The sequence below is a fragment of the Arthrobacter sp. APC 3897 genome (assembly GCF_030407495.1).
In the GTDB taxonomy this organism is placed as follows: Bacteria; Actinomycetota; Actinomycetes; order Actinomycetales; family Micrococcaceae; genus Arthrobacter_B.
In genome coordinates this window covers 41,005-65,139 of sequence record NZ_JASDDG010000029.1, presented here as the reverse complement: position 1 = coordinate 65,139, position 24,135 = coordinate 41,005, and the positions used below count along the sequence as shown (strand labels likewise).

Below are 24,135 nucleotides of genomic sequence, written 5' to 3'. Positions count from 1 at the left end.
AGGGCGTGCCGTCAGCGGCAACGTCCATGCGCATTGCAGCCGGAACCTTCGGCAGTCCGGGCATGGTCATCACGGCACCGGTGAGTGCGACCACGAATCCGGCCCCGGTTTTCAGGATCAGGTCCCGCACGTGCACGGTGAATCCGGTTGGAGCTCCGAGCAGGGCCGCGTTGTCGGAGAACGAGTACTGGGTCTTGGCCATGCACACGGGCAGCGAGTCCCATCCGCCGGCCTTGATTTCCTCCAGCCGTCGAAGGGCCGGGAGGGCAAACTCCACGTCGTCGGCTCCGTAAATGTCCCGGACCACCGTTCGGATTTTCTCCTCGACCGGCATATCCAACGGATACAGGGGATGGAAATCAGCAGGTTCCGCCAGGGCTTCCAGGACCTTGGCAGCCAGCGCGTCGCCGCCGTCTTCACCGCCGCCGTTCGCCCAGACATCAGCGGCGGCCGCGGCAACACCCTCGCGGGCGCACCACTGCAGCAGCCAGTCCACTTCTTCCTGCGTGTCCGTGGTGAAGGTGTTTACCGCCACCACCGGCTTCATCCCGAACCTGCGGATATTTTCGATGTGCCGGCGCAGGTTGGCGCTTCCCGCTTCCAGCGCCTCCGGGGCAGGCTCTCCCAGCCGGTCCTTCGGCACGCCGCCGTGCATTTTCAGGGCACGGACCGTTGCCACGAGGACGACGGCGTCGGGGGCCACATCCGCGGCCCGCGCGGTGATATCCATGTACTTTTCGGCACCCAGATCGGCACCGAAGCCTGCTTCGGTGACCACGATGTCACCGACAGTGCGGGCCAGTTCGGTGGCGATGACGGAGTTGCAGCCGTGGGCGATGTTGGCGAACGGGCCGCCGTGCACCAGTGCCGGTGTCCCGGCGAGGGTCTGGACCAGGTTCGGTTTCACCGCGTCTTTGAGCAGCAGGGTCAGGGCCCCCTCCACCCCCAGGTCCCGCACCGTGACCGGCCGCCGGTCGTAGGTATATCCCACCGTGATCCGGGCCAGCCGCTCTTTCAGGTCGGCGAGATCACGGGCCAGGCAGAAGACGGCCATAATCTCCGACGCCACGGTGATATCGAAACCGTCCTGGCGCGGCACACCCTGCACCGGGCCTCCGAGGCCAATGACAATGTCGCGCAGCGAGCGGTCATTCATGTCCATGACACGGCGGAAGGTAATCCGGCGCGGATCAATCCCCAGCTCGTTGCCCTGGTAGATGTGGTTGTCCAGCAGGGCTGTCAGCGCATTGTTGGCAGTGGTGATGGCGTGGAAGTCACCGGTGAAATGCAGGTTGATGTCCTCCATGGGCACCACCTGCGACCAGCCGCCTCCCGTGGCCCCGCCCTTCATGCCCAGCACCGGCCCCAGTGAAGGTTCCCGCAGGGCTATGACGGTATTCTTACCGGCTTTGGCCAGCGCATCGCCCAGGCCCACGGTGACAGTGGATTTTCCTTCACCGGCAGGCGTGGGACTCATGGCGGTGACCAGCACCACCTTGCCGCGTGTGCTGCGCGCCGGCACCAGCGCAGGGTCAACCTTCGCTTTGTACCGTCCGTACAGTTCCAGGGCGTCTTCGGGAATGCCTGCCGCGCGGGCAATGTCCGTCACAGGCTTCATCACCGCTTGGCGGGAAATTTCCAAATCGCTGGACATGTCAGCGGCAGCGCGCATCGTTGCGGTCCTTCCGGGTTCCCGCCGACGGTCATCGGCGGTGGTGGCGTATCAACAAGCTATCAGCGCACGGAGTGAGCCGAGAACTGTTCAGCGGCCTGTTGGTAGCTGTCCGCCGTGAGTGTGGCAGTGCGCTTCCAGCCAAAGGCGGAAGCATGGACTGCTGCGCCGTAGCCCAGCGCCCGCCGCAGCCCGTCGTCGTCGTACAGCCGCTCCAGCTGTGCAGACCATCGCCCGCTTTCATGGCCATCCACCAGGAGCCCGGTGCGGCCGTGTTCCACCGCCTTGGGCAGCCCGCCCACATTGGCCGCGAGGACCGGAGTGCCGCAAGCCTGGGCTTCGAGGGCCACCAGGCCGAAGGATTCACTGAAGGAGGGAACCGCCACCACGTCGGCGGCCCGGAACCATTCGGCCAGCGCGGCTGCGTCCACCGGTGGATGGAGGGTGACAAGTCCGTGCAGTCCCAGCGAATCCGCCAGCGGCTGCAGGTCCAATACTTCGGCGCCGCTGCCGGCACCGAGCACGGTGATATGCAGCGGGATGTCCGGACGGCGGGCATGGAGTTCCGCGGCAGCCCGGATCAGCACCTGGGGGCCCTTCATCCGCTGGATACGGCCGGCAAACACAACGTGGAACACGCCGCGGGGCACACCCAGCCGGGCACGGGACGCATCGGCGTTCCGGCTGGAAAAGATCTCCAGGTCCACTCCCGGAGCGACGACGTCTACGTCGCGGGGGTTGGCTCCGTACAGCGATTCCAGTTCGGCTGCTTCGGTGCTGGTATTGGCGATCAGGCGGGTTGCGCCGCCCACGATATCCTGTTCCCCGTCAATGCGCACCCGGGGCTCAGGTTTCTCTCCGGGCTGCAGCCGGAGGTTTTTCACCCGGGCCATGGTGTGCATGGTGTGCACCAGGGGAAGGTCCCACGCGCGGGCAACAGCCAGCCCGGCCGTGCCGGAGATCCAGTAGTGCGAATGGATCACATCGAAGCGGGGCCTGGGGCGGTAGGAATGGCTGCTTGTCACGGATGCCGCCAGGTCCGCTTCCAGCCCGGGCAGAAGTTCTTTGGCAATCTTCCGGCGCGGCCCGGCCTCAATGTGGCGGACAGTAACGCCGGGCACAAGTTCCACTGCCGGCCGTTGGTGCCGGTCGGTTGCCCGCGTAAAAATCTCCACCTCAACGCCGGTGGCAGCCAACTGCACGGCCATGGACCGCACGTAAACGTTCATGCCGCCGGCATCACCGGAGCCTGGCTGCTCCAACGGTGACGTGTGCAGGGAGAGCATGGCGACACGCTTTACCTGAAGCAACAGCACTCCCTTCCTGGCCGGCCGCTGTTCTTGTCCCCTACTGACTTTATAACGACACTGCGCAGAGCATGGTTTCCGCACAGGCCGCACAGGCCGCCACACACAAAGCAGGGAGTCCGCACTGAAGTACAGCGCGGACTCCCCCGGTTTTGTTCCCGCCGGTTCGGGGAGCTACTTCACCGACCAGGTGTTGTGGGCCATCAGGTAGCGGTGCGGACTGTTCCAGCACTGGTCCAATCGGGCCTGATGAACGGCGTTGTCCCGGGTGAAGGACGCGAGGAGTCGGAAAAACATGGCGGACACCTCCTTTCGGAACTTCGGAGGGACGGAGGGCGGTTCGGGGGCTTCACGTACGTCGGCGGCATCAAATGTTTCAGGAAATGCCAGGGGTTTTATCGGCACTGAAAAGGGCAGGCTGGTTTTAGGCACAGTAAACTCCGGAGAAAGGCGTACATTTTGGGTGCACAAAAGTAAAAGATGTGTAAGAGAATGGCCCAGAAAGGCCGCAGGGAAATAAGAAAATTACCCTGAAGAATAAGGTGCGGGAAATCGGAGTCAGCCCGCCGGGATAACCGGTGCTGCCTGCCGGAGCGGTCCGGCCCCTGCGGCTCATACCTGCGGGCGCCCTTACTGAAACTTCACCCGGGCCGCAGGCGGCGTATCGCGCAACGGTGCCAGGGAACTTCAGTGAGGTGCCGCAGGAGGGATCAGTGCCGCCGGAAGGAGCTGTACCGCCGAAGAGAGCAGTACCGCCGAAGAGAGCAGTGCCGCACGCCGTCCAGCCAGAAGCCAGGCTGGAAGCGGAAACTCGCCCGGAAAAGCAGAACCGGAGTTGGAAACGGTTCGGCCGTCAACCAGGGACTACCGCCCCGGGATGATCAGGCAGGGATTACCCGCGGCCGCCTTCAAACGGAGACCGTCGCCAGGAGACTCCAAAACCCGCCGTGCCGGTACCGGCCACCAGCCGTCCAACGGACCGCATCAGCGGCCCTGCAGTCGAAGGGAAGGACGTGCGGGCCTGCGGGCAGGCAACCGTCGTGGCAGTGAGGAATTTGTGGATGTTCATATACCCCACCTCCCTTTCATGAGTGCATGGACTTTCGGATGGACCGGTCAGTAGGGGCGGACCGGAATACAACGTATTCACTGGCTGGTGCGGCATCCACCCGTAAGAAAGGTGGCCGCAGGAAAAACATACAACAGGTTTCCGTTCCCTGCCAAGGTATTTACGGAAACTTTTTTATATTCTTTTTATGGCTAATAGTTCCAGCGCACTATGGCGGGCGTGTGCTTGTCCCAGCCGAGTGTGCAGACGGCAGCTGTTCCGAGGACAAAATGCCGTCCCTGCTCCGCCGGAAGGCCCAGCCAGCGGGCAGCGAGGATGCGCAGGAAATGGCCGTGCGCCACCAGGAGGACCTTTTCCACCGGGACCGCGTCCGGGGTACGGTCCATGGGCGTTCCGCAGCCGGCCTGGACAAGCGAGATGATGCGGTCTGCCCGCTCGGCCACCTGGTCCAGGGTTTCACCGTTGGGCACGCCGTCATTCCAGATGAGATATCCCGGGTTCTCGGCACGGACCTGGGTGCTCTTGCGGCCCTCATTGTCTCCGTAATCCCATTCATGGGCGTGGGGAAGGACCTGCGGATTGGGATAGCCCACGAGCTCGGCGGTGCGCCGGGCCCGGATCAACGGAGAGGACAGCACCATATCGAAGTCCACATGGCCAATCTTCTCCTTGGCCGCAACGGCTTGGGCTTCGCCCGCCTCCGTCAGGGGTATGTCCGTCAGACCGGTGTAGTTTCCCTCGCGGGACCACTCCGTTTCACCGTGGCGCAGCAGCCACAGGCGCGGGAGCCGGGTGCCTGCCGGTGTCGTATCCGGAACCGCGGGACCGAAGTCCTCAGCGTTACTCATTTACTTCCTTCCGCTTGTCAGGACGGGTTTCCGTCCTGCTCCATTTTGGCACCGCCGCGGGCGGCGGCATTGCCGGCGCGGTCAGCGGAAGGCTCTGCGGGCGCCGCGGCAGCATCGGAGTCACCGGCCGCGGAGGCAGCGGAATTGTCAGGATTCTCAGGCTGGGAGGCCCACCAGCTCCGCAGCTGTTCCGCCGCTTCAGCTTCACTGGACGGCCCCTTTTCCATCCGTTCCTCCAACAGGAACCGGTAGGCCCGGCCCACCACGGGGCCCGGACGGATGCCCAGCAGGGCCATGATCTGCTGGCCGTCCAGATCGGGGCGGATGGCAGCCAGTTCCTCCTGTTCGGCGAGCGCCGCGATGCGTGTTTCCAGGTCGTCATAAGCGAAGGCCAGGCGCTCCGCCTTCCGCCGGTTGCGGGTGGTGACGTCGGATCGGGTCAACCGGTGCAGCCGCTGCAGCAGCTCACCGGCATCGTTCACATAGCGGCGGACGGCGGAATCGGTCCAGCCCGCATCGCCGTATCCGTAGAACCGCATGTGCAGCTCCACCAGCCGGGAGACGGCTTTGATGGTGTCATTGTCGAAGCGCAGCGCTTTCATCCGCTTGGCGGTGAGCTTGGACCCGACGGCGTCGTGGTGGAGGAAGCTGACGGAGCCGTTCGGTTCGAACCGGCGGGTGGCGGGTTTGCCGACGTCGTGCATCAGTGCAGCGAAACGAAGGACAAAATCAGGGCCCGGCACCGCGCCGTCGTCGTCCGTCTCCAAGCCGCAGGCCTGCCGGAGCACCGTTAGTGAGTGCTGGTAGACATCCTTGTGACGGTGGTGCTCATCAATCTCCAGCTTCAGCGCGGATACCTCCGGCAGGACATGCCCGGCGAGCCCGCTTTCCACCAGGAGGTCAATGCCGGCCCAGGGCGCCTTGCCGTTAATGAGTTTGACCAGTTCGTCGCGGACCCGCTCTGCGGAGATGATGGTGATGCGTCCGGCCATATCCTTCATGGCCTCGAAAACCTCCGGCGCCACGTCCACTTCCAGCTGGGAGGCGAAGCGTGCGGCACGCATCATCCGCAGCGGGTCATCGGAGAACGACGTCGAGGGGGCACCCGGAGTGCGCACGAGGCCCGCGTGCAGGTCCTTTACTCCACCGAAGGGATCGACCAGTTCCATGGACGGCAGCCGCAGGGCCATCGCGTTCATGGTGAAGTCGCGCCGGAACAGATCATCTTCAAGCTTGTCCCCGAACGCGACGGCAGGTTTGCGCGAATCAGGATCATAGGCGTCCGCCCGGTACGTGGTGATTTCAATCTGGAAACCGGCCTTGCGCATACCGATAGTTCCGAACGCGCGCCCAATCTCCCAGTAGGTGTCACACCAGCGGCGAATCACGCTGATGATGTCATCCGGGCGGGCGTTGGTGGTGAAATCCAGGTCCGGGGATACGCGCCCCAGAAAGAGGTCCCGCACCGGACCGCCCACGAGGGAAAGCTCGTAACCGGCGTCGTGGAACAACTGCCCAAGGTCGCCGACAACGGAGGGAAGAGGAGTTTTCAGGGCCGAGCTGTCAGAAAGGTGCGCCATAGTGCTTTAAGCGTGCCAGATAAAAGGTCAGGGGGTGCACATCAGGTGCCATCCGGAAACCGGACACGCCGGGCTTTCCCGCTTCCTCTCCGGGGTACCGCTGCCCAGTCATCATCCCCGGACAAAGATCGTTAGAGTGGTCCTATGGCCCATCCCGTACCGAGCGCACCCAAGCGAACCCCATTGACGGCGTCAATGGGCGGCGCCGCCGCGCATCCGGTGCATGCCTCCCTTCCAACGGTCGAAGAGGTCTCCGCCGGCGGAATCGTGGTGGATGCCGCTTCAGCGGACCTGCCCGTGGCCATCATCGCCCGGCTGAACCGCGGCGGGCGGCTGGAATGGTGCCTCCCCAAAGGCCATCCGGAGAATGACGAAGACAGCCGTGAAGCCGCCATTCGGGAGATTGCCGAGGAAACCGGCATCGACGGCCGGATCCTGACGGCCCTGGGAAGCATCGACTACTGGTTTACGGTCAGCGGGCACCGCGTGCATAAAACCGTGCACCATTTCCTGCTGGCTGCCACGGGCGGACACCTGACCATCGAAAATGATCCGGATCACGAAGCCGTGGATGTCGCCTGGGTTCCGCTGGCTGAGCTGGGCAAGCGCCTCTCCTTTCCCAACGAACGGCGCATCGCTGACCTGGCGCGGGAAATCCTGCCCCGCTACCTCTGACCGCACCGGTCCGTTCCGGCTGTGTTCCAGCCCAGGCGCAGAACTGCGTTTTATCGGCTGCCGCACTGAAGTGAGAGCATAGGGACACCATGGCCGAAAACAATATTGCTCCCAGCACGGCGCGTTCCAGCGCCGTCATGGCAGCCGGAACCCTCGTCTCCCGTGTCCTCGGCCTCGTCCGAACCGCCCTTTTGGCCGTGGCCATTGGCAACACGGGCCTGGTAACGGACATCTTCAGCTCCGCCAACGTGCTGCCCAACTTCATTTACCTGCTGCTGGCCGGCGGCGTCTTCAACGCCGTGCTGGTTCCGCAAATCATCAAGGCCAGCAAGCGGCCGGACCGGGGCCGGGAGTATGTTTCGTCGATCATGACCCTGAGCCTGCTCGGGCTGGGCGCCCTGGCCCTACTTGCAACGCTTGCCGCACCATGGATCCTGCCCCTGGTGACGCAGCTGGATGAAACCCAGCTTCCGCTGGCGACAACCTTTGCCTACTGGCTCTTTCCGCAAATCTTTTTCTACGGCGCGTATGCGGTCATCGGTCAGACACTCAACGCCAACGGCCGCTTCGGGGCCTATATGTGGGCTCCGGTCGTCAACAACGTGGTGGCCATCGCCGGCATCGTGCTGTTCATTGCGCTGATCGGACGGGAAGAAACCAACGCCTTCTCACCGGAGAACTGGACCACGCCAGCCACCGTCCTGCTGGCCGGCAGCACCACCCTCGGCATTATTGTCCAGGCCCTCGTCCTCCTGATTCCGCTGCGCAAACTAGGCCTTGGCCTGCGCCCCAACTTCCGGATGCGCGGCATCGGCCTGCGGCAGACCGGGAAAGTGGCCAAGTGGACCATCATCACAATGCTGGTGGGCAACGGCGCGTACCTCGTTTACACCAACATCGCCACCATCGCCACGGCCGCACGCCCGGCCTACGCAGCGATGAACCCGCCGGAGGTTATTGCCGGACACCTGAACCTTGAGACGGCGTCCATGTTTTACATGATCCCGCACTCCGTCATCACCCTCTCGCTGGCCACCGTGCTGTTCAACCAGATGTCCCACGCCTTCACCGAGAGGAACCTGCAAGCCGTTCGGGACACCGTGTCCTCCGGCCTGCGCGCCATCGGCGTGGCAACCGTCTTCTGTTCCGCCGTGCTGGTGGTGCTGGCCGGTCCCCTGAGCATGTGGTTCAGCGGCGGCTCCAATGCCTCCGCCGTGGTCCAGGCGCAGGTACTGGTGCTGCTGGCCATCAGTGCGCCTTTCCTCAGCGCAACGTTCCTCATGAACCGTGCCTTCTACGCCGACGAGGACGGCAAGACACCGATGATCATGCAGATCATCCTGTCCGTTTTCGGCATCGCGCTGGCGCTGGGTGCCGCGGCTCTTCCACCCAACCGGATTGTCTTCGGCCTGGCCATTGCGTATTCACTCGGCAACATTGCCGGCGTGGTGATCAGCCACATCTTCCTCACCCGGAAACTGGGCTATTACGGGGCCGGGAAGATCTTTGATGTCCACGTGCGGCTGACAGTCGCGGCCCTGGGAAGCGCGGTCCTGGGCTCAGCGGCGCTGGGGCTGCTGGGCGGCTATTCCGCGGACGGTTTTGTCTGGTCCTCCCTCACCGGTTCGCTGGTGGCACTGCTGGTCTGCGGGACACTGATGGCCGCGTCCTACTTCTTCATGCTGCGCATCCTGAAGGTGAAAGAGCTCGATGCCTTCCTTGCACCCCTGCTGGCCAAGGTGCGCCGCTAGGCCGGTATCCCGTGCCCGGGAACCGGCGTTGCCTTCCAAAGGATTTCCCGCCGCCCGCGGGTAGCATGGGTACAAAGTATGCGATGCAGTCTCGTCACGATTAACTCAGCAGGTCAGTCCGCAGCAAGAACGAACGCAGTAATCTGCCGTTTCCATGGGAGGAACACGTGCCACAGCCGGTAGACGTTGGCTCGACGCTGGGGGGCCGCTACAAAGTGACCGCCTGGGTCCTGGCCTCAGCAGAGAATGACCTGGTCCTCGACGGCGTGGACCAGGTGCTGAACCGTGCGGTAAGCATCCTCCTGGCTGCTCCCGAAAACACTTCCCAGGTCAGTGCCAGTGCCCGCGAAATAGCCACCGGTGAACGTGCCAGCAACGTGCAGGTCCTGGATCTGGGCGTGAGCGACGGCCGCACCTACCTGGTGACCAACAACGCAAACGCGGCCGACCTGCTGGATCTGGTCATAGAGCGGGACGCACCCTATGTGGAGCCCTTCTTCACCGATACCCTCGGGTCCGAAATTTTCGGCATGCCCCGTTCGCGGGAACCGGAGAACGAAGAAGATGAGAGGTACGCGGAGGAACCGGCGGAACGGGCGCCGCGCAAGCCGCTGATGTCCGGCCGCCCGCTGCCCAGGCTTCCCAAGTTTGGGCGCGGCGGGGGTGCGGCGGCGGGAACCGGGGCCATGGTCTCCGGCGCTGAAGAGGCCGCCGCACGCGACCTGGAGTTCGGCGAACCCGAGGACGCTCCCGCGGAGGCAGCCACCGGCGCAGCTACCCTGCCGCCGCCGCCTTCCGCCCGGCCCAGGCGCCCCCTCGTCGAGGAGCGCGGTGCGGCGCCGGCCACCGGCCAGACTCCCAAGGTTTCACGCTGGACGGAAACTGATTATTCGCAGGACACCGATAACGACGCCGACAACGATGACATCGTCGCGGCCCGTGTCTCGGAGAGTGACAGGCCGGCGCAGGATTCCGTCCGCCCGCCCTCCAGCTTCCCCAAGTCCGCTGTGGCGGCCTCAACCGCAGGAGCCGGCAGCGGTTTCGGTGAGGACTACCCGGAGGACGGCGGATATGACGAGGATGAGGAACCCTCGCCGCGCAGCAACCGCACCATGGGCCGGGTTCTGGTGGGCTCCATCCTGACCCTGGTGCTCCTTGTCGCCGTCATCCTATCCGTGACAACCCTCGGCGACCTCGGGAACGACGATCGGTCTGAAGCCGGCACCGGCACTGCGCCCTCATCCACCGCCGAGGCAGCGGCACCCGCACCGGAAGCGCCCGCCGAGGAGGAACCCGCGGCCCCGGCTCCGGTCCCTGCAGGGGTCAGCCGGCTGGTACCTGCAAATCCCGCTCTGGATGCTGAGAATGACGGCGCGCTGCCGCAGATCCTGGACGGCAATGCGGCCACCTACTGGTCCAGCTACGAATACGCCAATGACACCTTTGGCGGTTACGCACCGAACCTGGCTCTCGTCGTCGAGCTGGAAGAGGAATCATCGATCAGCAAGATCGACATCACCCAGCTCAACGGCACCGGCGGAAGCTTCTCCGTGCTGCTCAACGATTCCCCGACACTGGACGGCGCCGTCACAGTGGCAGAGACCGGTTTCACCGGCCCCACCACCAGCATCCAGGTGCCCAAGACAAACGGTGAAACGGCCACTGCCCAGTACGTGATCGTCAACTTCACGCAGCTGCCGCGGCTGAGCGGGCAGGCTGCCTATCCGTGGGGCCTGCGGATCGCCGAAATTGACGTGTCCTAACCCGCCGGGTCACTGATCGGGCCGGGAGGAACCACCGCCGGCCTCCCGAAGTGTGCGCAGTGCGCTCCCCGGAATAAGCTGGAGCCTGTAACAGTTGTGCCCAGTGATCCCGAAGTACGCACACGGAAATGTTTCATCAGCACTACTGCAGGATCGCTTGAGTTTTCAACAGGAAGAGGAACACCTAGCCGTGAGCATCGAAACCCCCGCAGCCGCCGACGGCGTGCGCGACGTCATCATTGTCGGTTCCGGTCCGTCCGGTTACACCGCCGCCGTTTACACGGCCCGCGCCAACCTCAAGCCGCTGCTGATCGCCAGCTCGGTCACTGCCGGCGGTGAGCTGATGAACACCACCGACGTGGAGAATTTCCCCGGCTTCCCCGAAGGCGTCATGGGCCCTGATCTGATGGCCCAGTTCGAAAAGCAGGCCGCGCGCTTTGGCACCGAGATCCTCTTCGAGGATGTCACCGCACTGGAGCTCGACGGAGACATCAAGAAGGTGACCATCGGTACCGGTGAAACCTTCCTGGCACGCGCTGTCATCATCTCCACCGGTTCCGCCTACCGCGAGCTGGGACTCGAAGACGAGAAGCGCCTGTCCGGCCGCGGCGTCAGCTGGTGTGCCACCTGTGACGGTTTCTTCTTCAAGGGCCAGGACATTGCCGTTATCGGCGGTGGCGATTCCGCCCTGGAAGAGGCTCTCTTCCTGACGAAGTTTGCCTCCAGCGTGACAGTGGTCCACCGCCGCTCCACCCTGCGAGCGTCCAAGATCATGCAGGACCGCGCCCTGTCCCACGAGAAGATCCGCTTTGTCTGGGATTCGGAAGTGGCGGGCATTTACGGTGAAGACAAGGTCACCGGGCTCCGTCTGCGCAGTACGGTAGACGGTTCGGAGTCCGACCTGGCCGTGACCGGCGTCTTCGTCGCGATCGGCAACGATCCGCGCACAGACCTGGTGAAGGACCAGCTGGAGCTGACCAGCGAAGGCACGATCGCCGTCGCCGGCCGCACCTCTAAGACCTCCCTCCCCGGCGTGTTCGCCGCCGGCGACGTTATCGATCCCACGTACCGCCAGGCGATCACCGCCTCGGGTTCGGGCTGCGTTGCCGCCATCGACGTCGAACACTACCTGGCCGATCTGGGAGATGCCGCGCAGACCGCCGCCGAGGTTCCCACCCCGCCGGCCGAAGCCGTCTCCGAACACGCCGCCCTCTAAGTTCAGAAAACTGTTAGGAGCAACACCATGAGCAACGCAAAAGATGTCACCGACGCTTCATTCGGAGCCGATGTCCTCACCGCAGACAAGCCTGTCATCGTTGATTTCTGGGCAGAGTGGTGCGGCCCGTGCCGCATGCTGTCCCCCATCCTCGACGACATTGCCGCGCAGTACGCGGACAAGGTGGACGTCGTGAAGGTGAACGTGGATGACAACCCCGCCATCGCCGCCAAGTACGGCATCACCTCCATTCCTGCTGTCTACGTCTTCCAGGGCGGTGAAGTGGCTGCCACGTCCATCGGCGCCAAGCCCAAGCAGGTCCTGGAGCAGGAATTCGCGGCCTTCCTGAAGTAAGTTCAGCCACCATGCACCCGGCAGGAGAACCCCTGCGGAGGATGGACGCCAGCCGGCGTGTCAGGGCGCTTCGAGAAGCGCTGCTGCACGCCGGCATCTCCATGTCTTACCTGGCTCCGGATTCCGTCAATAACCCCGACCTTTTCGACGATCATGTGGACGCCGCCGTCCGTTCCTTCCAGCAAAGCCGCGGGCTCATCGTGGACGGCGTGGCCGGCCCCGATACTCTGCGTGCCCTGACTGAGGCACAATTCCGTTTCGGGGACCGTGTTTTGGCGCTGGTCGAAGGCCAGCAGCCCATACGGGGCGATGACGTTGCAGAACTCCAGCGGCATCTCTCGCATTTGGGTTTCTACTACGGCCACATCGACGGCGAATTCAACGTCCGTACCCGTTACGCTGTCGCCGAGCTGCAGAACAACCTCGGCATTCCCGGCACCGGAGTCTGCGACCAGGACACTATTCGGTCCATGGCCCGGGTTAACCGCGCCATTACCCCTAGCCAGGCTTTTGCCCTGCGTGACTACGAGCGGTTGGACCATTCCACCGCCGCACTGCGCGGACGGCTGATCGCCCTCAGCACCGGAAGCTCGGAGCTGGCCTCGCCCCACGCCGTCGACCGGCTGACGTCCCGGCCGCTGACCGAGGCCATGGTGGCCGCCGACATCGGACAGCGTGTGGAGCGCATTCTGCGTGAGTTCGGCGCAGGCGTTGTTTCCCGCGCATCAGCCTTCGCCGGTGTGGACGGCGACGGTGAAAGTGTCCCCAGCCTCAGCATTGATCTCCACTGCGACTGGCTGGACCAGCAGGCGGCTTCCGGAATTGCCGCCTTTTACTGGGGCCTGCCCGGAACCGGTGAAGCACGCTCACCCATCGGGCACCGGGCCGCCATCCTGCTGATGAAGGAACTCACGGCGCGGACAGGGATGGACAGCCTCGGCGTCCACGGCCGCACATGGGACACCCTCAAGCTCTCCGGCATCCCCTCCGTGGGCCTGGACCTTGGGTACCTCAGTAACCGCGGTGACGCGGAGCGGCTGGCGGATCCGGTGTTCCGGCAAACGGTGGCTGACTCCATCGTGATCGGCATCCAGCGCCTCTACCTGCTTGAAGAAGAGGACCAGCCCACAGGCACCCTGGCCCTGGACGACGTGTTCCGTTTCAATCCGGTGGAAGTACCTGAGGATCGGCGCGTAGCCGGACTCTGACAGGCATCCAGCACCGTACGACGGCGGCATCCTCTACCGGGGATGCCGCCGTCGGTATTTAGGCGTCTTGACGGCGGACGTTAGGGACATGAGTTACGGTCTTCATCGCAGAAGGACGTCGCAGCCAAGCATCTGCTGATGGGTACACGTGGAGTCTCGCGGTTGAAGCCGCAGAAACAATCCATTCCGGGTGATTACGCACCTTCGGCTCAGCCCATGCCTTCGCCTCATCTGCGTCCCAGGTTATGAGGACAGTCGGTGTGCGTGCCAAACAACCACTTCGCGCGAATCACAGGGATTCAAACCCGCCGCTCCGGAAACATCACCGGTCCTGTAACTTTTACCGCTCTCTCATGCTGTCCCGGGCTGCTTTCCTGGGTTGCTGCTTTTGTGAATTCGGCTGAAGCGGCCGGCTTTCAGCGGCTGAGGTCCGGCTGTCATGTTCGGCGGCCGTTCCACCAAAGATTGAAAAGCAAGACGGCCAGGCCGCAGAATAGTGCCGCCACAATGACGGTGGATAACGACGGTCCGGTGCTGCATTGACCCGCTGCGCCCACAAAGTCAGTGCAGGTTCCCGCCCTACGAAAAATTGCCGCGGCGCCCGCAATACCCGCCGCGAAGGCAGCAAGCAGCCAGGTGGAACGCCGTTTCCGCCGCTTGATCACGCTTCCTCCTGACAGCCGTGCTGACTTGATGATTCGGGGTACGTTGCGCTTATCCGGAGATTTCCGTGGCTCCCAAAGAGCCAGTGCTGGTGTTTGAGATGCCTTTTTTGGGATTCTACTTCCTCAATGCCGCTGCTCTCTTGGGGGCTGGCCCCTTGCCAGATCTTTTTCTGGCAAGCTCCTTTTGCCTTCTATTGTTCACCGGGCGGCGCGTGGCGGGCTCACGCACCTCTTCATTCACATGGCAGGTTGGGGTGCTGGCAGGTTGGGGTGCTGGGTCATGCCGTGGCGATGCAGATTCGGGGGCGGTCCTGCCCCCGGCTGGCCTCGCTGGTCCTTCTGTGGCACGTGTCTGGGCCGAGCCGCATGTGCTGGTGGAGGAGAGATTGTGGGCGTAACGCCGCGGGGCGGCGCGGTTCCACGCTCTGGCGGACCGGCCTGGAGGCAGCCCCTGCACTCTACTGGTGGCTCTGCTCCTGGGTATTCAGTGCAGGTGTGCATGTCGGCGCGGGTGTCTGTCCCTCTTAGCGCTCGTTCGGTGAGGTCTCGAGCGGGGGGATGCACGCGGTGTCACTGGGAAAAGCGGGACCACGCCGGGAGGTCCGGATCTGTGTACTCCTCTCCTCAACAGGCAATGATGGGGGTTGCTGAGCCGTATCGTGAGAGCGTCACCAACCGATCCACTGCTCCAACGGCCAACCAGGTCCGCTGTCAACCTATTTTTATGCGCACATCAGCTCGGCTTCCACTCTTCCTCCCGGCCCGAACAACACCATTGCAGATAGGCAATGACAGCGGCCCGAAGCAAGAACTGGAAGCTGCCAAAGCCGAAGTTCGAGCCACGGCCGCGAAACATGCCGCTTCGGCAGCAATGACTGCCCCTTCGCATGCTCCGTCTGATGGCTGCCAATCGTTCCCGGTCGCACGTGAGCGGGCTTGACGTTCGGCTATGGGGTCCAGCACTAAAGGGCCCATGAGTCCCGCGCCGACTAAGAGGACCGGGTGTGGTCGAAAATCCGTTGCGACGGGTACTGACTGGCTATGACACTATGACAGCACCGCTGCAGTGCCGACCACAGTAACGGGTCCGGAGGGAGGCCGGACGCGGAGGCCACTGCATGAACTCATGAAAACCGGGAATGCGAAACTCTGGCGTGCCCATGAGCTGAGCGGATGCTGTCCCAGCGGCCCACCCTGGCTCCGTAAGCCGCCGAAACCTTTCTGCGCTGCCGACTCATCCCGGCTCAGTATCCGTCTCCGGGACAAACGCACTGAGTTACGGCCGGGAGGGAGGCCTGCTCTTTGAGCCAGCTGTGGCCATATCCCTAGTGCGGATCCCTAGTCCGGGTCACCTCACTACAGTTGTTACTGAATGAAGAGGTGCTGAGCTGCCATCGTTTTTGTCGTGCTGTCCAAACCTCAGCTGATACATCCCTTGCGTCCTGGGAGTCTGCGGTATCCCCTTGGGACCCCAAGGGGCTCACCGACGAATCACCCAAAAGGCAGCATGACCCCTCACCCCGTTCCTCCTGTAAACATCCTGATAACCCAGATTTCATGTTTGAACACGGCACAAGTCTCATGCGATTAACGAGGACTAAGGACATTTCGCGGGAGGGGCTGCGGCGTATACCCGCAGTGGAACTACAGGTTCCGCAGCTACATGAGGACCGATGGGTCACCATCACCAGGGGCGTCCCCGCGAATGCTACGGGCGGATGAGGTGATCAGGACCGATGTTCGACGGCGGATGTTCATGGTGTCGGTTGCCGTTAGGGAGCCCCATGACGAGAAATGTTGCCCCGTCACCCACGACTCTTGAACCCGGTCATTACTCTATGGATGGAGCATCGTGTCATGATCATCGGTGCACTGATCTGCCGACGATGAGAACTGTGTAACGGGGACTGGGCGTTTCACGTGAAACAAGGACACGTCCTGCGCGCCACCGAGTGAGTTGACCGCTCCAGCCAAACTTGTTTCCGACTCGAATCACCGCTGGGTCTAACCATCCATACTGGCGTTAGGTAGGTGGCGACGCTGCCTCGGGCAATCCCGTAGCCAACCAATGAGTGCTTGGGGATGGAGCTATGAGTTGCGGCTCATGCCTGTTTCACGTGAAACTAGCATCCGTACGCGGGCCTACCGGTCGCAGTGGTGAGCTTGGTTTAGCTGATGGCACGCACCATCCTCGTACCGGTCAGCGCAGCACTCGCCATCTTTAGTGCTGCACCAGCAGTCGGGGTCCAGTCATATCGCGCGCGGAGATAGAACCCCGGGGTCATGCTGATTTGAGTTGATTTAAGGCTGGAACAGGCAGATGGAACGGGTGAGCCAATGGTCGCCCAGTGCCTGGAAAGGAATACTTACGATCGAAGAGTAGGTAGCACGTGACCCGACAGACAGCATGGCTCGCGACGCTTGGGCGCCGGCCTGACTTGCATGTCCGGGCTCAGGCTCCAAAGGCGCAGGTCGTCCCCTCAAGAATCCGCCGTGGATAGAAATCGGCCGTACACAGGATTGCCGAAACACACTCAGGGGAATCGTCGCGATGTTGCCTCATGCCCGTCACCTCAGTTGTGGCCGGCCAGGAGCCCGGCCACAATCTACGGCCAAGCACGAAGCCGCGACAGTGTAGTTTCACGTGAAACAAGCAGGGCTAGTAGGACCCTTGGCCCGCCCGCTTAGAGTCCTGCCGGGAGTAGCCATCCAGCCTGGGAAGTATCCATCCAGCCTGGAGGGCGGCCGCCCAGCCAGAACTCTCCGAGCGCTCCCTGCATTCGATGACATCCCCGCAGCTGCACGGTAGTGGGCTACTGCATGAACCTGTAGTTAGCTCGTCGCTAGGTGCAGTCTTCACGGGACCCAATCAGCTCATCGCCGACCAAGGTACGATCTGGCCCACGATCGTACGACCGACCCACAACAGACAGATACTCTCCGTGCGTTTCCCGAAGCCCGCTCGCCTAGTGAGGGTTCCCAAGACGCCTTACGGTAACGGCCTCGCGGGCGTTTCACGTGAAACGCGCCCACAGTACCCCTGCTCCCGGCCGTCTTGACCTCATGCCCGACCGTCTTGCCCCGAGTTTTTCACACGAGGTGCCCATTTCCACCGCCGTCTGAGGCATGGTACGAGGGATACGACATACGCCGGGTCCCTGCTTCCAGACAGCCTAACTGTGGGGTTTCCGTCGTAGTTCAGCACTCTTCTCCGTTGAGAATGCTACCGCAAATCCGAAGCGCAACAGTTGTACCCGTGCGCTATAGGCGAAGTATGTGGCTCAGCGCCTAGCATGCACTCGCGGTTGACCAGGACATACGGCCCGGCCCTGCCAGCGCACTGTTCCACGTGAAACAGCACCGCCACCACGGAGTTCGCTAGCGCCTAACATATGTGCGGTGTGGCCAGGTATGCACGGCAACAGATCTCTAAGGGCAGCAAAAGACACGCGACCTGAAGACCAATCCATATACGAACATTCCTCATGGATTAGCGCTGGTGCTGGGGATCCACCCAAACGAGGCTATTTCCGCCGCAACTCGTGGTACCGATGAATGAAGGCCCCGGTCATCAAGACAGCCAAAGTCACCCAAACTCCGGCGGGGAACGGACCGTCGCGCACCAGCTGGCACCCGCCCGGAGCCGCAATTGATTCCAGACGATGGCAAAGCATCACGACATACATCTGCATTGGCAGGGGTGTTTCACGTGAAACACCCCTGCACCGACCCTAACTCGCCGGCGGGGCCAGGACTCCCATGATGCGGTTCAGGTCATCAACACTGGCGAATTCGATACTGACCTTACCTTTTCGTGCACCCAGGGTGATTTTGACATTGGTGTCCAGGCGGTCGGAAAGGGAAGTGGCAAGGTAGTCGAGGCGCTCATGCCGTGCACCGGTCTTCGGTTTCGCTGCTTTGGCGGGCCGGCGAAGCCCGTCACTCAGGGCAACAATCTCCTCAGTCGCCCGAACAGATAGGCCTTCTGCGACAATTCGCTGAGCCACCTTTTCCATCTCCGCAGCGTCGGCCAGTCCCAGCAATGCCCGTGAATGCCCTGCGGACAAAATGCCGGCAGCAAGACGACGCTGAACCAGCGGGGGAAGCTTCATCAACCGCAGCGTGTTGGTGACCTGTGGCCGTGATCGGCCAATCCTGTCGGCAAGTTCCTCGTGCGAGCACTCAAAGTCATCCAAAAGCTGCTGGTACGCAGCGGCTTCTTCCAGTGGGTTGAGCTGACTGCGGTGAAGGTTCTCGAGCAGAGCGTCACGAAGCAGGTCGGTATCCTGCGTTGAGCGAATAATAGCCGGGACAGCTTCCAGGCCGGCCTCACGGCTGGCCCGCCACCTGCGTTCACCCATAACGAGTTCATAGGGGTGGTCAGGATCGTTCTCGGCGGAGGGCCGAACCACGATGGGCTGAAGCACTCCGATCTCGCGGATTGAGTGAACCAGCTCCGCCATGTCCTCTTCATCGAAGACGGAACGGGGCTGTTTTCTGTTCGGGTGGATTGATTCAATTGGAAGCTCTGCGAAGGTCGCGCCGGGCACCTCTACCAATGTTTCACGTGAAACGCGGCTAGCCTCAGCGGCCCCTGCAGTGCCCTGAGCTGCTTCATGACCCTGCGGACCACCTGTGCTTCCGGAGCTGCCCGAAGGTGTCTCCACGGCGCTTACAGCGGCGCTGCCGGGTAATGAGCTGGAGCTGGTATCTCCGGAGTCCCCTTCAGTGCCCTCCAGACCCTTGGCAGTACGGCTGTGATGGCGGGCCGGGGAGGACGCTGCTGCCTTGGAAGCGGGGCCGCGGAGAGCATCCTTATTGATTCCGCTGCCCTTCCTGGCGCCTTGAGCCGCAGGCCGCGAGGGCGTTACGGGGTCACCGGCGGCAGGGAAGAACAAATCCACGGGACGCCCGCCACGCGTGGGCACCGAAGTTGAGGACGCAGGTTCCTCGGGTTCTGCACTGCTGGGGATTAGTGCCCCCAGGCCTCTTCCCAAGCCACGACGCTTTTCGGTCATGGTATGTCCTTCCCTTATGCACACAAGCGGCATGGTTTGTTTGTGACTGTATTTTACGAGTCCATACGTCCGGAACGGCGCAAGGACCAGGGGGTGTCTAACCGCGCTGGGCGATCTCTGCCGCAGCCTCCAGGTAAGACAGAGCGCCGCTGGAGGACGGATCATATGTCATAACCGTCTGCTGATAACTCGGAGCTTCGGAGATACGCACGGAGCGCGGGACCACTGCGCCCAGCACCTGATCCGGGAAATGTTCCCGTACCTCAGCTGCCACCTGCGCTGCCAGATTCGTGCGCCCGTCATACATAGTTAGCAGAATGGTGGAGACAACCAGATCAGCATTCAGGTGCTTCTGAATCATTTCAATGTTCTTCAACAGCTGGCTGAGGCCTTCCAATGCGTAGTACTCGCACTGAATGGGAATCAGGACTTCCCGCGCCGCGACGAAAGCATTGACCGTCAACAGTCCCAGGCTCGGCGGGCAATCAATAAAAATGTAGTCCAGACGCTCCTGGCCATTCCGCTCACGCTCTGCGGCATAAACGTCGATGGCCCGGCGGAGCCGCTGTTCACGGGCTACCAGCGAGACCAGCTCGATCTCAGCACCAGCCAGATGGATTGTGGCCGGCGCGCAGATCAGGTTGGAGATATCGGGGCATTCCGCGACAACATTCGCCAGCGGCAGGTCATCGATGAGCACGTCATAGATGCTCTCGACTTCGGCGCGGTGATCGATGCCGAGGGCTGTCGAAGCATTTCCCTGCGGGTCTATGTCTATCACCAGGACATTCAAGCCCGCTGTAGCAAGTGCCGCAGCCAGATTCACGGTGGTGGTGGTTTTACCGACACCGCCCTTTTGATTGCTGACCGTCATGATGCGCGTTTCCGTGGGGCGGGGAAGGTCGCGGCCGCGCAGTTTCTCACGTCGTCGATTTTCGTGAGCCAGTTCCCTGGCAAGCGGGGTGCTTTCGTCCATCAAATCCATAACGTCCACCGACGTCGACGGTATGACCGCCGCGTCAGATACACCACCTTCGATAGCCTCGGGGCCCACGGACGGCTCGACCGCGGTTTGCAGGGGAACAGCACTTTGTGTCGTTTCACGTGAAACAAGTTCGATACCGGCTGCGGGCGACGTGCTGGCCGGTTCGGAAGCACCGGGTTCCGCCGGCGGCGCCACTGAGGTCTGTTTCTCTTCCCCATGCGCTGCCGGTTCACCAATCTCAGCTACACCCGGCGAACTCTGTGCGGGATTTTGGCCAGCTTCAAACGTTTGGGGTTGAATCCGGGAAAACTGTGCGGAAAGGGCAGAACCCAAAGCAGCAAAAGGGGGAATTCGTTTTGCTCCGGAATCGCGGCGCGCACTCACCTGGACATGCTCTCTTTCCAAACATAGGCATTAGTCCATCCAGCCTATCCGCTGCCCGGCAAATATCCCGGATCGAGGCCGGTGTGTGCACAAGATAGTGCTGCGAACCACTATCCCACTAGGATGCGAACAACCGTTGTATGGTCTTCGAGAAGATCCTCGCCAACCGTCACGACGGACGTTTCACGGCCCCCCAGCTTACGGATTGCCTTGGCAGCCTTGGCAATTTCTTCCTCGGCGCTGCGTCCCTTGATCGCCAGGACTTCTCCCTTTCCCTTCAGGAGGGGAATGGTCAGGCCGGCCAACGTGGACAGTGCCGACACTGCCCGGGCTGTCACGACGTCGGCCTCTACCTCCTCGACGACCTGTTCTGCCCGACCCCGCAGGACTGTCACGTTCTCAAGACCGAGATCCTGAACCACTTCGTTCAGCCAGGTGACCCGGCGTTCCAGGGGTTCGATGAGAGTGAGGTGGAGATCAGGGCGGGCTATCGCCAGGCACAGTCCCGGAAGCCCGGCGCCGCTTCCGACATCCGCAACGCGCAGATTTTCATCGATGAGATCGGCGACGACCGCACAGTTCAGCACATGCCGGCTCCACAGCCGCGGCACCTCCCGGGGGCCCAGGAGTCCCCGTTCCATTCCCGACGTAGCCAGGTGTTCGACATAGCGTTCAGCCAGATCCAGTCGGGAACCGAAGATTTTTTCCGCCGCCGTGCGTTCAGCGGGCGATGTTTCAACCACGAGGTGTGTGTCCTTTGTCTGCTGTGCAGGTTTCCAGTAGTGAATGGCCCGGCCTAGGCTTCGGAGTGCGACACCACAATGTGGCGCGCGGCCCCTTCGCCTTCGGACTCGCTGAAGAGGCCAAGATCGGCCACGGCGTCGTGCACGATCTTTCGCTCGTAGGCACTCATCGGGCCAAGTGCAATTTCCTGGCCGCTCTCCCGAACCTGGGCAACGGCCTTCTCGGCAATGACCTGCAACTCCGCGCTGCGCCCCTGGCGGTAGCCGGTGATGTCCAGTACAAGCCGGGAGCGGCTGTCGGTGGCAGTGAGCACTGAGAGCCGAGCCAACTCCTGCAGGGCTTCCAGGACTTCTCCATCCTTGCCGACAAGGTGCTGGAGGCCGCCGGCGTCGCCTTCCTCAGCCACGATCGAGATGTAAGTCCTGCCGTTGCGGACCTCAATGTCGATGTCGCCGTCGATGTCGGCGATGTCCAGCAGTTCCTCGAGGTAGTCCGCAGCGACGTCGCCCTCTTCTTCGAGGCGGCCGGGGCGGGCAACGCCTGCCTGCGGGTCAGCGGCAGGGTCAATCCCTGCAGTCTCTGAACCGGATTCCGGCGTCTCCGCTGCGGGCTCTGTGGTCATCGCTTTTTCCTGTTCTTCCGCTGGGGCTGGACACGCTGGGTCTTCACGGCCACCGGAGCCGGCTCGTCGGCGTCGGCTTTCTTCTCACCGAGCAGCGGGACCATGGGGAGTCCCTTCTTCGCCCGGCGCTCGGCCATTGCCTTGGCTGCAGGGGAGCCCGGAGTGGGCATCCGGCGGATAACAAAGAACTGCTGGCCCATGGTCCACAGGTTGGTGGTGGTCCAGTAGATGAGCACACCGATGGGGAAGTTGATACCACCGATACCGAATACGAGCGGCAGGATGTAGAGCATCATCTTCTGCTGCTTCATGAAGGGGCTGGCCAGCGCCTCTTCGGACATGTTCTTGGACATGATCTGCTTCTGGGTGATGAACTGCGAAGCGGTCATGGCAAGGATCATCACGATGGAGAGGATGACGACGGCAACCTGGCCGTCGCCGCCGCCGCCGTGCAGCAGCGAGGAAGAGAGCGGAGCGCCGAGAATGGTGGCCGCATCAAACTGCTGGATGGCTTCTGACGACAGGGCGCCGATGTGCTCGCCGTTGTCACTGGCCTTGGACACACCGTTCAGCACCTGGAACAGGGCAAAGAAGAACGGCATCTGGATCAGCATGGGCAGGCACGCGGCGAACGGGTTGGTGCCGTGCTTCTTGTACAGCGCCATCTGCTCCTGCGTCATAGCCTGACGGGAGAGCTGATCGGTCTTGCCCTTGTACTTCTGCTGGAGTTTCTTCAAGTCCGGCTGCAGCGACTGCATGCCGCGCTGGGCCTTGATCTGTTTCACGAAGACCGGGATCAGGGCGGCCCGAATCACGATCACCAGGCCAATGATGGACAGCGTCCATGTCCAGCCGGATGCGGCATCCATCCCAAGGAAAACGAAACCCTCGTGGAAGATCCACATGATCCAGGACACTACCCACTTAAAGGGGAACAGTATCGTCTCGAAGAAACCCATTTATACTCCTCAGGCCGCTTCGCGGCTGTCTTCGTCGGCTGGAATCACGGGGTGATTCAGCACAATAATTCTCGGAACCCTGTTCGGATCCCAATTCCTGTCTCCGTGCGGGACATGGTCCACCCCGCCGTCATTCCAGGGATGGCAGCGGACCAGCCGCCGGGCAGCCAGCCACGTACCGCGTACTGCACCGTGAACAGTCACGGCTTCAAGAGCATAAGCGGAGCAGGAGGGAAAGAACCTGCAGACCGGCCCGTACAGGGGCGAAATGGTTTTTCGATAGGCAACCAGCAGGCCGATCAGCATGTAGCGCGGCAGATTCCACACAAAAGAGGCAACCCTCTGAACAGCCCTTCCCGGATTGGTACCGGAGCGGCTCATCAGCAGATCACCTCTTCTGGTCTAACGATGGAACACGGTCGAGTTTGCCTGCACAGGTGCGAAGCGCTCCCATGAAGTCCGTACGGAGTTCCTGCCACGACGCCGTTGCCGCCGGCGGCAACGCACGGACCACCACGTCGTATCCGGTGGGATACTCACGCAGACTTTCCGCAGCTGCTTCCCTCAGTCTTCTCTTAACGAGGTTGCGTGTCACTGCGTTCCCGACGCTTTTGGCGACGATGAAGCCTACGCGGGTTGGGCCCGGCCCGGTTCTCACCGCATATAAGACTACGTTCCGGCGCCCACTTCGGGCACCGGAACGTACAGTATGAGAAAAATCCGTCGACGTCCGCACCCGGTTTCCTAGGGCCAGCATTCAGGCCGTCCGGAATCGGTTGCGGGGCTGCAGGTAAGCAGCATCGACAAACTTAAAGCTGTTTATGCCGACAGTTCGGTACGGCCCTTGGCACGGCGTGCGGAAAGGATTCCACGGCCGGCACGGGTACGCATGCGAAGGCGGAAGCCGTGCTTCTTGGCACGACGGCGGTTATTCGGCTGAAAAGTCCGCTTGCTCACGGTAGTTACTCCAAGACAATCTGAGTTGCGCTGGCTTGCTACGACAAGGGGGAAGAACAAGCGGCGCTTATTTCATGTGACTGACTGCTCTCAACCCGGACCTGGACCCTGATTCCCAGAACCCTGATGGGCATGTATGAGTGCAGATAGCAGACACAAAGGACTACTCCACGTTAGGGGCAGGACCGCCCCCAGTCAAACCGGGAATGGGGTGCCCGGACCGACAGCCTGTTCATACAGTTTGATCCACACCTGTGGACAACTCTCCCCAGCATACCCGCCCGCGGGGCAGTGTGAGCCCTGTCCCAGAGCCTGTCCACAGCCGGAATCCAGCTACCACAGGGGGAAATCATCCCTT

The 24,135-nt window shown here is 62.4% G+C and carries 20 protein-coding genes; 6 read left to right on the top strand and 14 right to left on the bottom strand.

Translation table 11 applies throughout. The features are described 5' to 3' along the window. The 6 genes from QMA10_RS14145 to QMA10_RS14120 form a co-directional block, all read right to left on the bottom strand. On the bottom strand, positions 1-1,672 hold a 1,672-nt coding region (locus QMA10_RS14145), incomplete at its 3' end, for a formate--tetrahydrofolate ligase (protein WP_290169321.1). Positions 1,673-1,734: 62 nt separating this feature from the next. Beyond that, on the bottom strand, positions 1,735-2,982 hold the full coding sequence (mshA, locus tag QMA10_RS14140; protein WP_290169319.1) for a D-inositol-3-phosphate glycosyltransferase: 1,248 nt from the start codon (positions 2,980-2,982) through the stop codon (positions 1,735-1,737). A 171-nt stretch (positions 2,983-3,153) separates the two neighbouring features. Beyond that, positions 3,154-3,276: a hypothetical protein gene (locus QMA10_RS14135; RefSeq protein ID WP_290169318.1), complete on the bottom strand. Its 123-nt coding sequence runs from the start codon at positions 3,274-3,276 to the stop codon at positions 3,154-3,156. A gap of 595 nt (positions 3,277-3,871) precedes the next feature. Further along, on the bottom strand, positions 3,872-4,048 hold the full coding sequence (locus QMA10_RS14130) for a hypothetical protein (RefSeq protein WP_290169317.1): 177 nt from the start codon (positions 4,046-4,048) through the stop codon (positions 3,872-3,874). Positions 4,049-4,239: 191 nt separating this feature from the next. Beyond that, positions 4,240-4,896: a histidine phosphatase family protein gene (locus QMA10_RS14125; RefSeq protein WP_290169315.1), complete on the bottom strand. Its 657-nt coding sequence runs from the start codon at positions 4,894-4,896 to the stop codon at positions 4,240-4,242. Between the two features lie 17 nt (positions 4,897-4,913). Continuing rightward, the gene (locus QMA10_RS14120) at positions 4,914-6,476 is read right to left on the bottom strand and encodes a CCA tRNA nucleotidyltransferase (RefSeq protein WP_290169313.1); all 1,563 of its coding nucleotides are present in this window, start codon (positions 6,474-6,476) and stop codon (positions 4,914-4,916) included. A gap of 144 nt (positions 6,477-6,620) precedes the next feature. Here QMA10_RS14120 and QMA10_RS14115 point away from each other — a divergent pair, with 144 nt between their 5' ends. The 6 genes from QMA10_RS14115 to QMA10_RS14090 all read left to right on the top strand — a co-directional run bounded on the left by QMA10_RS14115 (position 6,621) and on the right by QMA10_RS14090 (position 13,443). After that, positions 6,621-7,151 carry an NUDIX hydrolase gene (locus QMA10_RS14115; protein ID WP_290169311.1) on the top strand — a complete coding sequence of 177 codons (531 nt, stop codon included), beginning with the start codon at positions 6,621-6,623 and terminating at the stop codon, positions 7,149-7,151. An 89-nt stretch (positions 7,152-7,240) separates the two neighbouring features. Beyond that, a complete protein-coding gene (murJ, locus tag QMA10_RS14110; RefSeq protein ID WP_290169310.1) occupies positions 7,241-8,902 on the top strand; it encodes a murein biosynthesis integral membrane protein MurJ in 1,662 nt (553 codons plus the stop codon). A gap of 167 nt (positions 8,903-9,069) precedes the next feature. Beyond that, complete coding sequence (locus QMA10_RS14105; RefSeq protein ID WP_290169307.1) at positions 9,070-10,665, top strand: ABC transporter substrate-binding protein; 1,596 nt, start codon at positions 9,070-9,072, stop codon at positions 10,663-10,665. A gap of 190 nt (positions 10,666-10,855) precedes the next feature. Next, entirely contained in the window at positions 10,856-11,881 is a 1,026-nt protein-coding gene (gene trxB, locus QMA10_RS14100) for a thioredoxin-disulfide reductase (RefSeq protein ID WP_290169306.1), read from the top strand. 27 nt (positions 11,882-11,908) lie between these two features. Continuing rightward, positions 11,909-12,235 (top strand): thioredoxin, encoded by a 327-nt coding sequence (trxA, locus tag QMA10_RS14095; RefSeq protein ID WP_104053463.1) that lies wholly within the window; start codon positions 11,909-11,911, stop codon positions 12,233-12,235. Positions 12,236-12,276: 41 nt separating this feature from the next. Next, the gene (locus QMA10_RS14090) at positions 12,277-13,443 is read left to right on the top strand and encodes a peptidoglycan-binding protein (protein WP_290169305.1); all 1,167 of its coding nucleotides are present in this window, start codon (positions 12,277-12,279) and stop codon (positions 13,441-13,443) included. Positions 13,444-17,839: 4,396 nt separating this feature from the next. Here QMA10_RS14090 and QMA10_RS14085 read toward each other — a convergent pair. The 8 genes from QMA10_RS14085 to rpmH all read right to left on the bottom strand — a co-directional run bounded on the left by QMA10_RS14085 (position 17,840) and on the right by rpmH (position 23,777). Then, positions 17,840-19,126, bottom strand: a complete 1,287-nt coding sequence (locus QMA10_RS14085) for a ParB/RepB/Spo0J family partition protein (RefSeq protein WP_290169304.1) — start codon at positions 19,124-19,126, stop codon at positions 17,840-17,842. A 97-nt stretch (positions 19,127-19,223) separates the two neighbouring features. Continuing rightward, complete coding sequence (locus tag QMA10_RS14080) at positions 19,224-20,180, bottom strand: ParA family protein (RefSeq protein ID WP_356835153.1); 957 nt, start codon at positions 20,178-20,180, stop codon at positions 19,224-19,226. A 425-nt stretch (positions 20,181-20,605) separates the two neighbouring features. Beyond that, positions 20,606-21,238, bottom strand: a complete 633-nt coding sequence (gene rsmG / locus QMA10_RS14075) for a 16S rRNA (guanine(527)-N(7))-methyltransferase RsmG (RefSeq protein WP_290169302.1) — start codon at positions 21,236-21,238, stop codon at positions 20,606-20,608. A 53-nt stretch (positions 21,239-21,291) separates the two neighbouring features. Continuing rightward, positions 21,292-21,861, bottom strand: a complete 570-nt coding sequence (locus QMA10_RS14070) for a R3H domain-containing nucleic acid-binding protein (protein WP_290169301.1) — start codon at positions 21,859-21,861, stop codon at positions 21,292-21,294. Continuing rightward, positions 21,858-22,820: a membrane protein insertase YidC gene (yidC, locus tag QMA10_RS14065; RefSeq protein WP_290169299.1), complete on the bottom strand. Its 963-nt coding sequence runs from the start codon at positions 22,818-22,820 to the stop codon at positions 21,858-21,860. Before yidC ends, QMA10_RS14070 begins: the two co-directional genes overlap by 4 nt. A 9-nt stretch (positions 22,821-22,829) precedes the next feature. Further along, complete coding sequence (yidD, locus tag QMA10_RS14060; RefSeq protein WP_290169296.1) at positions 22,830-23,201, bottom strand: membrane protein insertion efficiency factor YidD; 372 nt, start codon at positions 23,199-23,201, stop codon at positions 22,830-22,832. Between the two features lie 7 nt (positions 23,202-23,208). Next, positions 23,209-23,577 carry a ribonuclease P protein component gene (gene rnpA, locus QMA10_RS14055; RefSeq protein WP_290169295.1) on the bottom strand — a complete coding sequence of 123 codons (369 nt, stop codon included), beginning with the start codon at positions 23,575-23,577 and terminating at the stop codon, positions 23,209-23,211. A gap of 62 nt (positions 23,578-23,639) precedes the next feature. Next, positions 23,640-23,777: a 50S ribosomal protein L34 gene (rpmH, locus tag QMA10_RS14050; protein ID WP_056010217.1), complete on the bottom strand. Its 138-nt coding sequence runs from the start codon at positions 23,775-23,777 to the stop codon at positions 23,640-23,642. Positions 23,778-24,135 lie beyond the last annotated feature (358 nt).

Excerpts from the sequence above, each read along its gene's own strand:
- murJ (WP_290169310.1), top strand. The coding sequence starts at position 7,241 with ATGGCCGAAAACAATATTGCTCCCAGCACGGCGCGTTCCAGCGCCGTC.
- QMA10_RS14070 (WP_290169301.1), bottom strand. The coding sequence starts at position 21,861 with ATGACCACAGAGCCCGCAGCGGAGACGCCGGAATCCGGTTCAGAGACT.
- QMA10_RS14085 (WP_290169304.1), bottom strand. The coding sequence starts at position 19,126 with ATGACCGAAAAGCGTCGTGGCTTGGGAAGAGGCCTGGGGGCACTAATC.
- QMA10_RS14125 (WP_290169315.1), bottom strand. The coding sequence starts at position 4,896 with ATGAGTAACGCTGAGGACTTCGGTCCCGCGGTTCCGGATACGACACCG.
- QMA10_RS14115 (WP_290169311.1), top strand. The coding sequence starts at position 6,621 with ATGGCCCATCCCGTACCGAGCGCACCCAAGCGAACCCCATTGACGGCG.
- rnpA (WP_290169295.1), bottom strand. The coding sequence starts at position 23,577 with ATGCTGGCCCTAGGAAACCGGGTGCGGACGTCGACGGATTTTTCTCAT.
- QMA10_RS14120 (WP_290169313.1), bottom strand. The coding sequence starts at position 6,476 with ATGGCGCACCTTTCTGACAGCTCGGCCCTGAAAACTCCTCTTCCCTCC.
- yidD (WP_290169296.1), bottom strand. The coding sequence starts at position 23,201 with ATGAGCCGCTCCGGTACCAATCCGGGAAGGGCTGTTCAGAGGGTTGCC.
- QMA10_RS14135 (WP_290169318.1), bottom strand. The coding sequence starts at position 3,276 with ATGTTTTTCCGACTCCTCGCGTCCTTCACCCGGGACAACGCCGTTCAT.
- QMA10_RS14090 (WP_290169305.1), top strand. The coding sequence starts at position 12,277 with ATGGACGCCAGCCGGCGTGTCAGGGCGCTTCGAGAAGCGCTGCTGCAC.
- trxA (WP_104053463.1), top strand. The coding sequence starts at position 11,909 with ATGAGCAACGCAAAAGATGTCACCGACGCTTCATTCGGAGCCGATGTC.
- QMA10_RS14130 (WP_290169317.1), bottom strand. The coding sequence starts at position 4,048 with ATGAACATCCACAAATTCCTCACTGCCACGACGGTTGCCTGCCCGCAG.
- yidC (WP_290169299.1), bottom strand. The coding sequence starts at position 22,820 with ATGGGTTTCTTCGAGACGATACTGTTCCCCTTTAAGTGGGTAGTGTCC.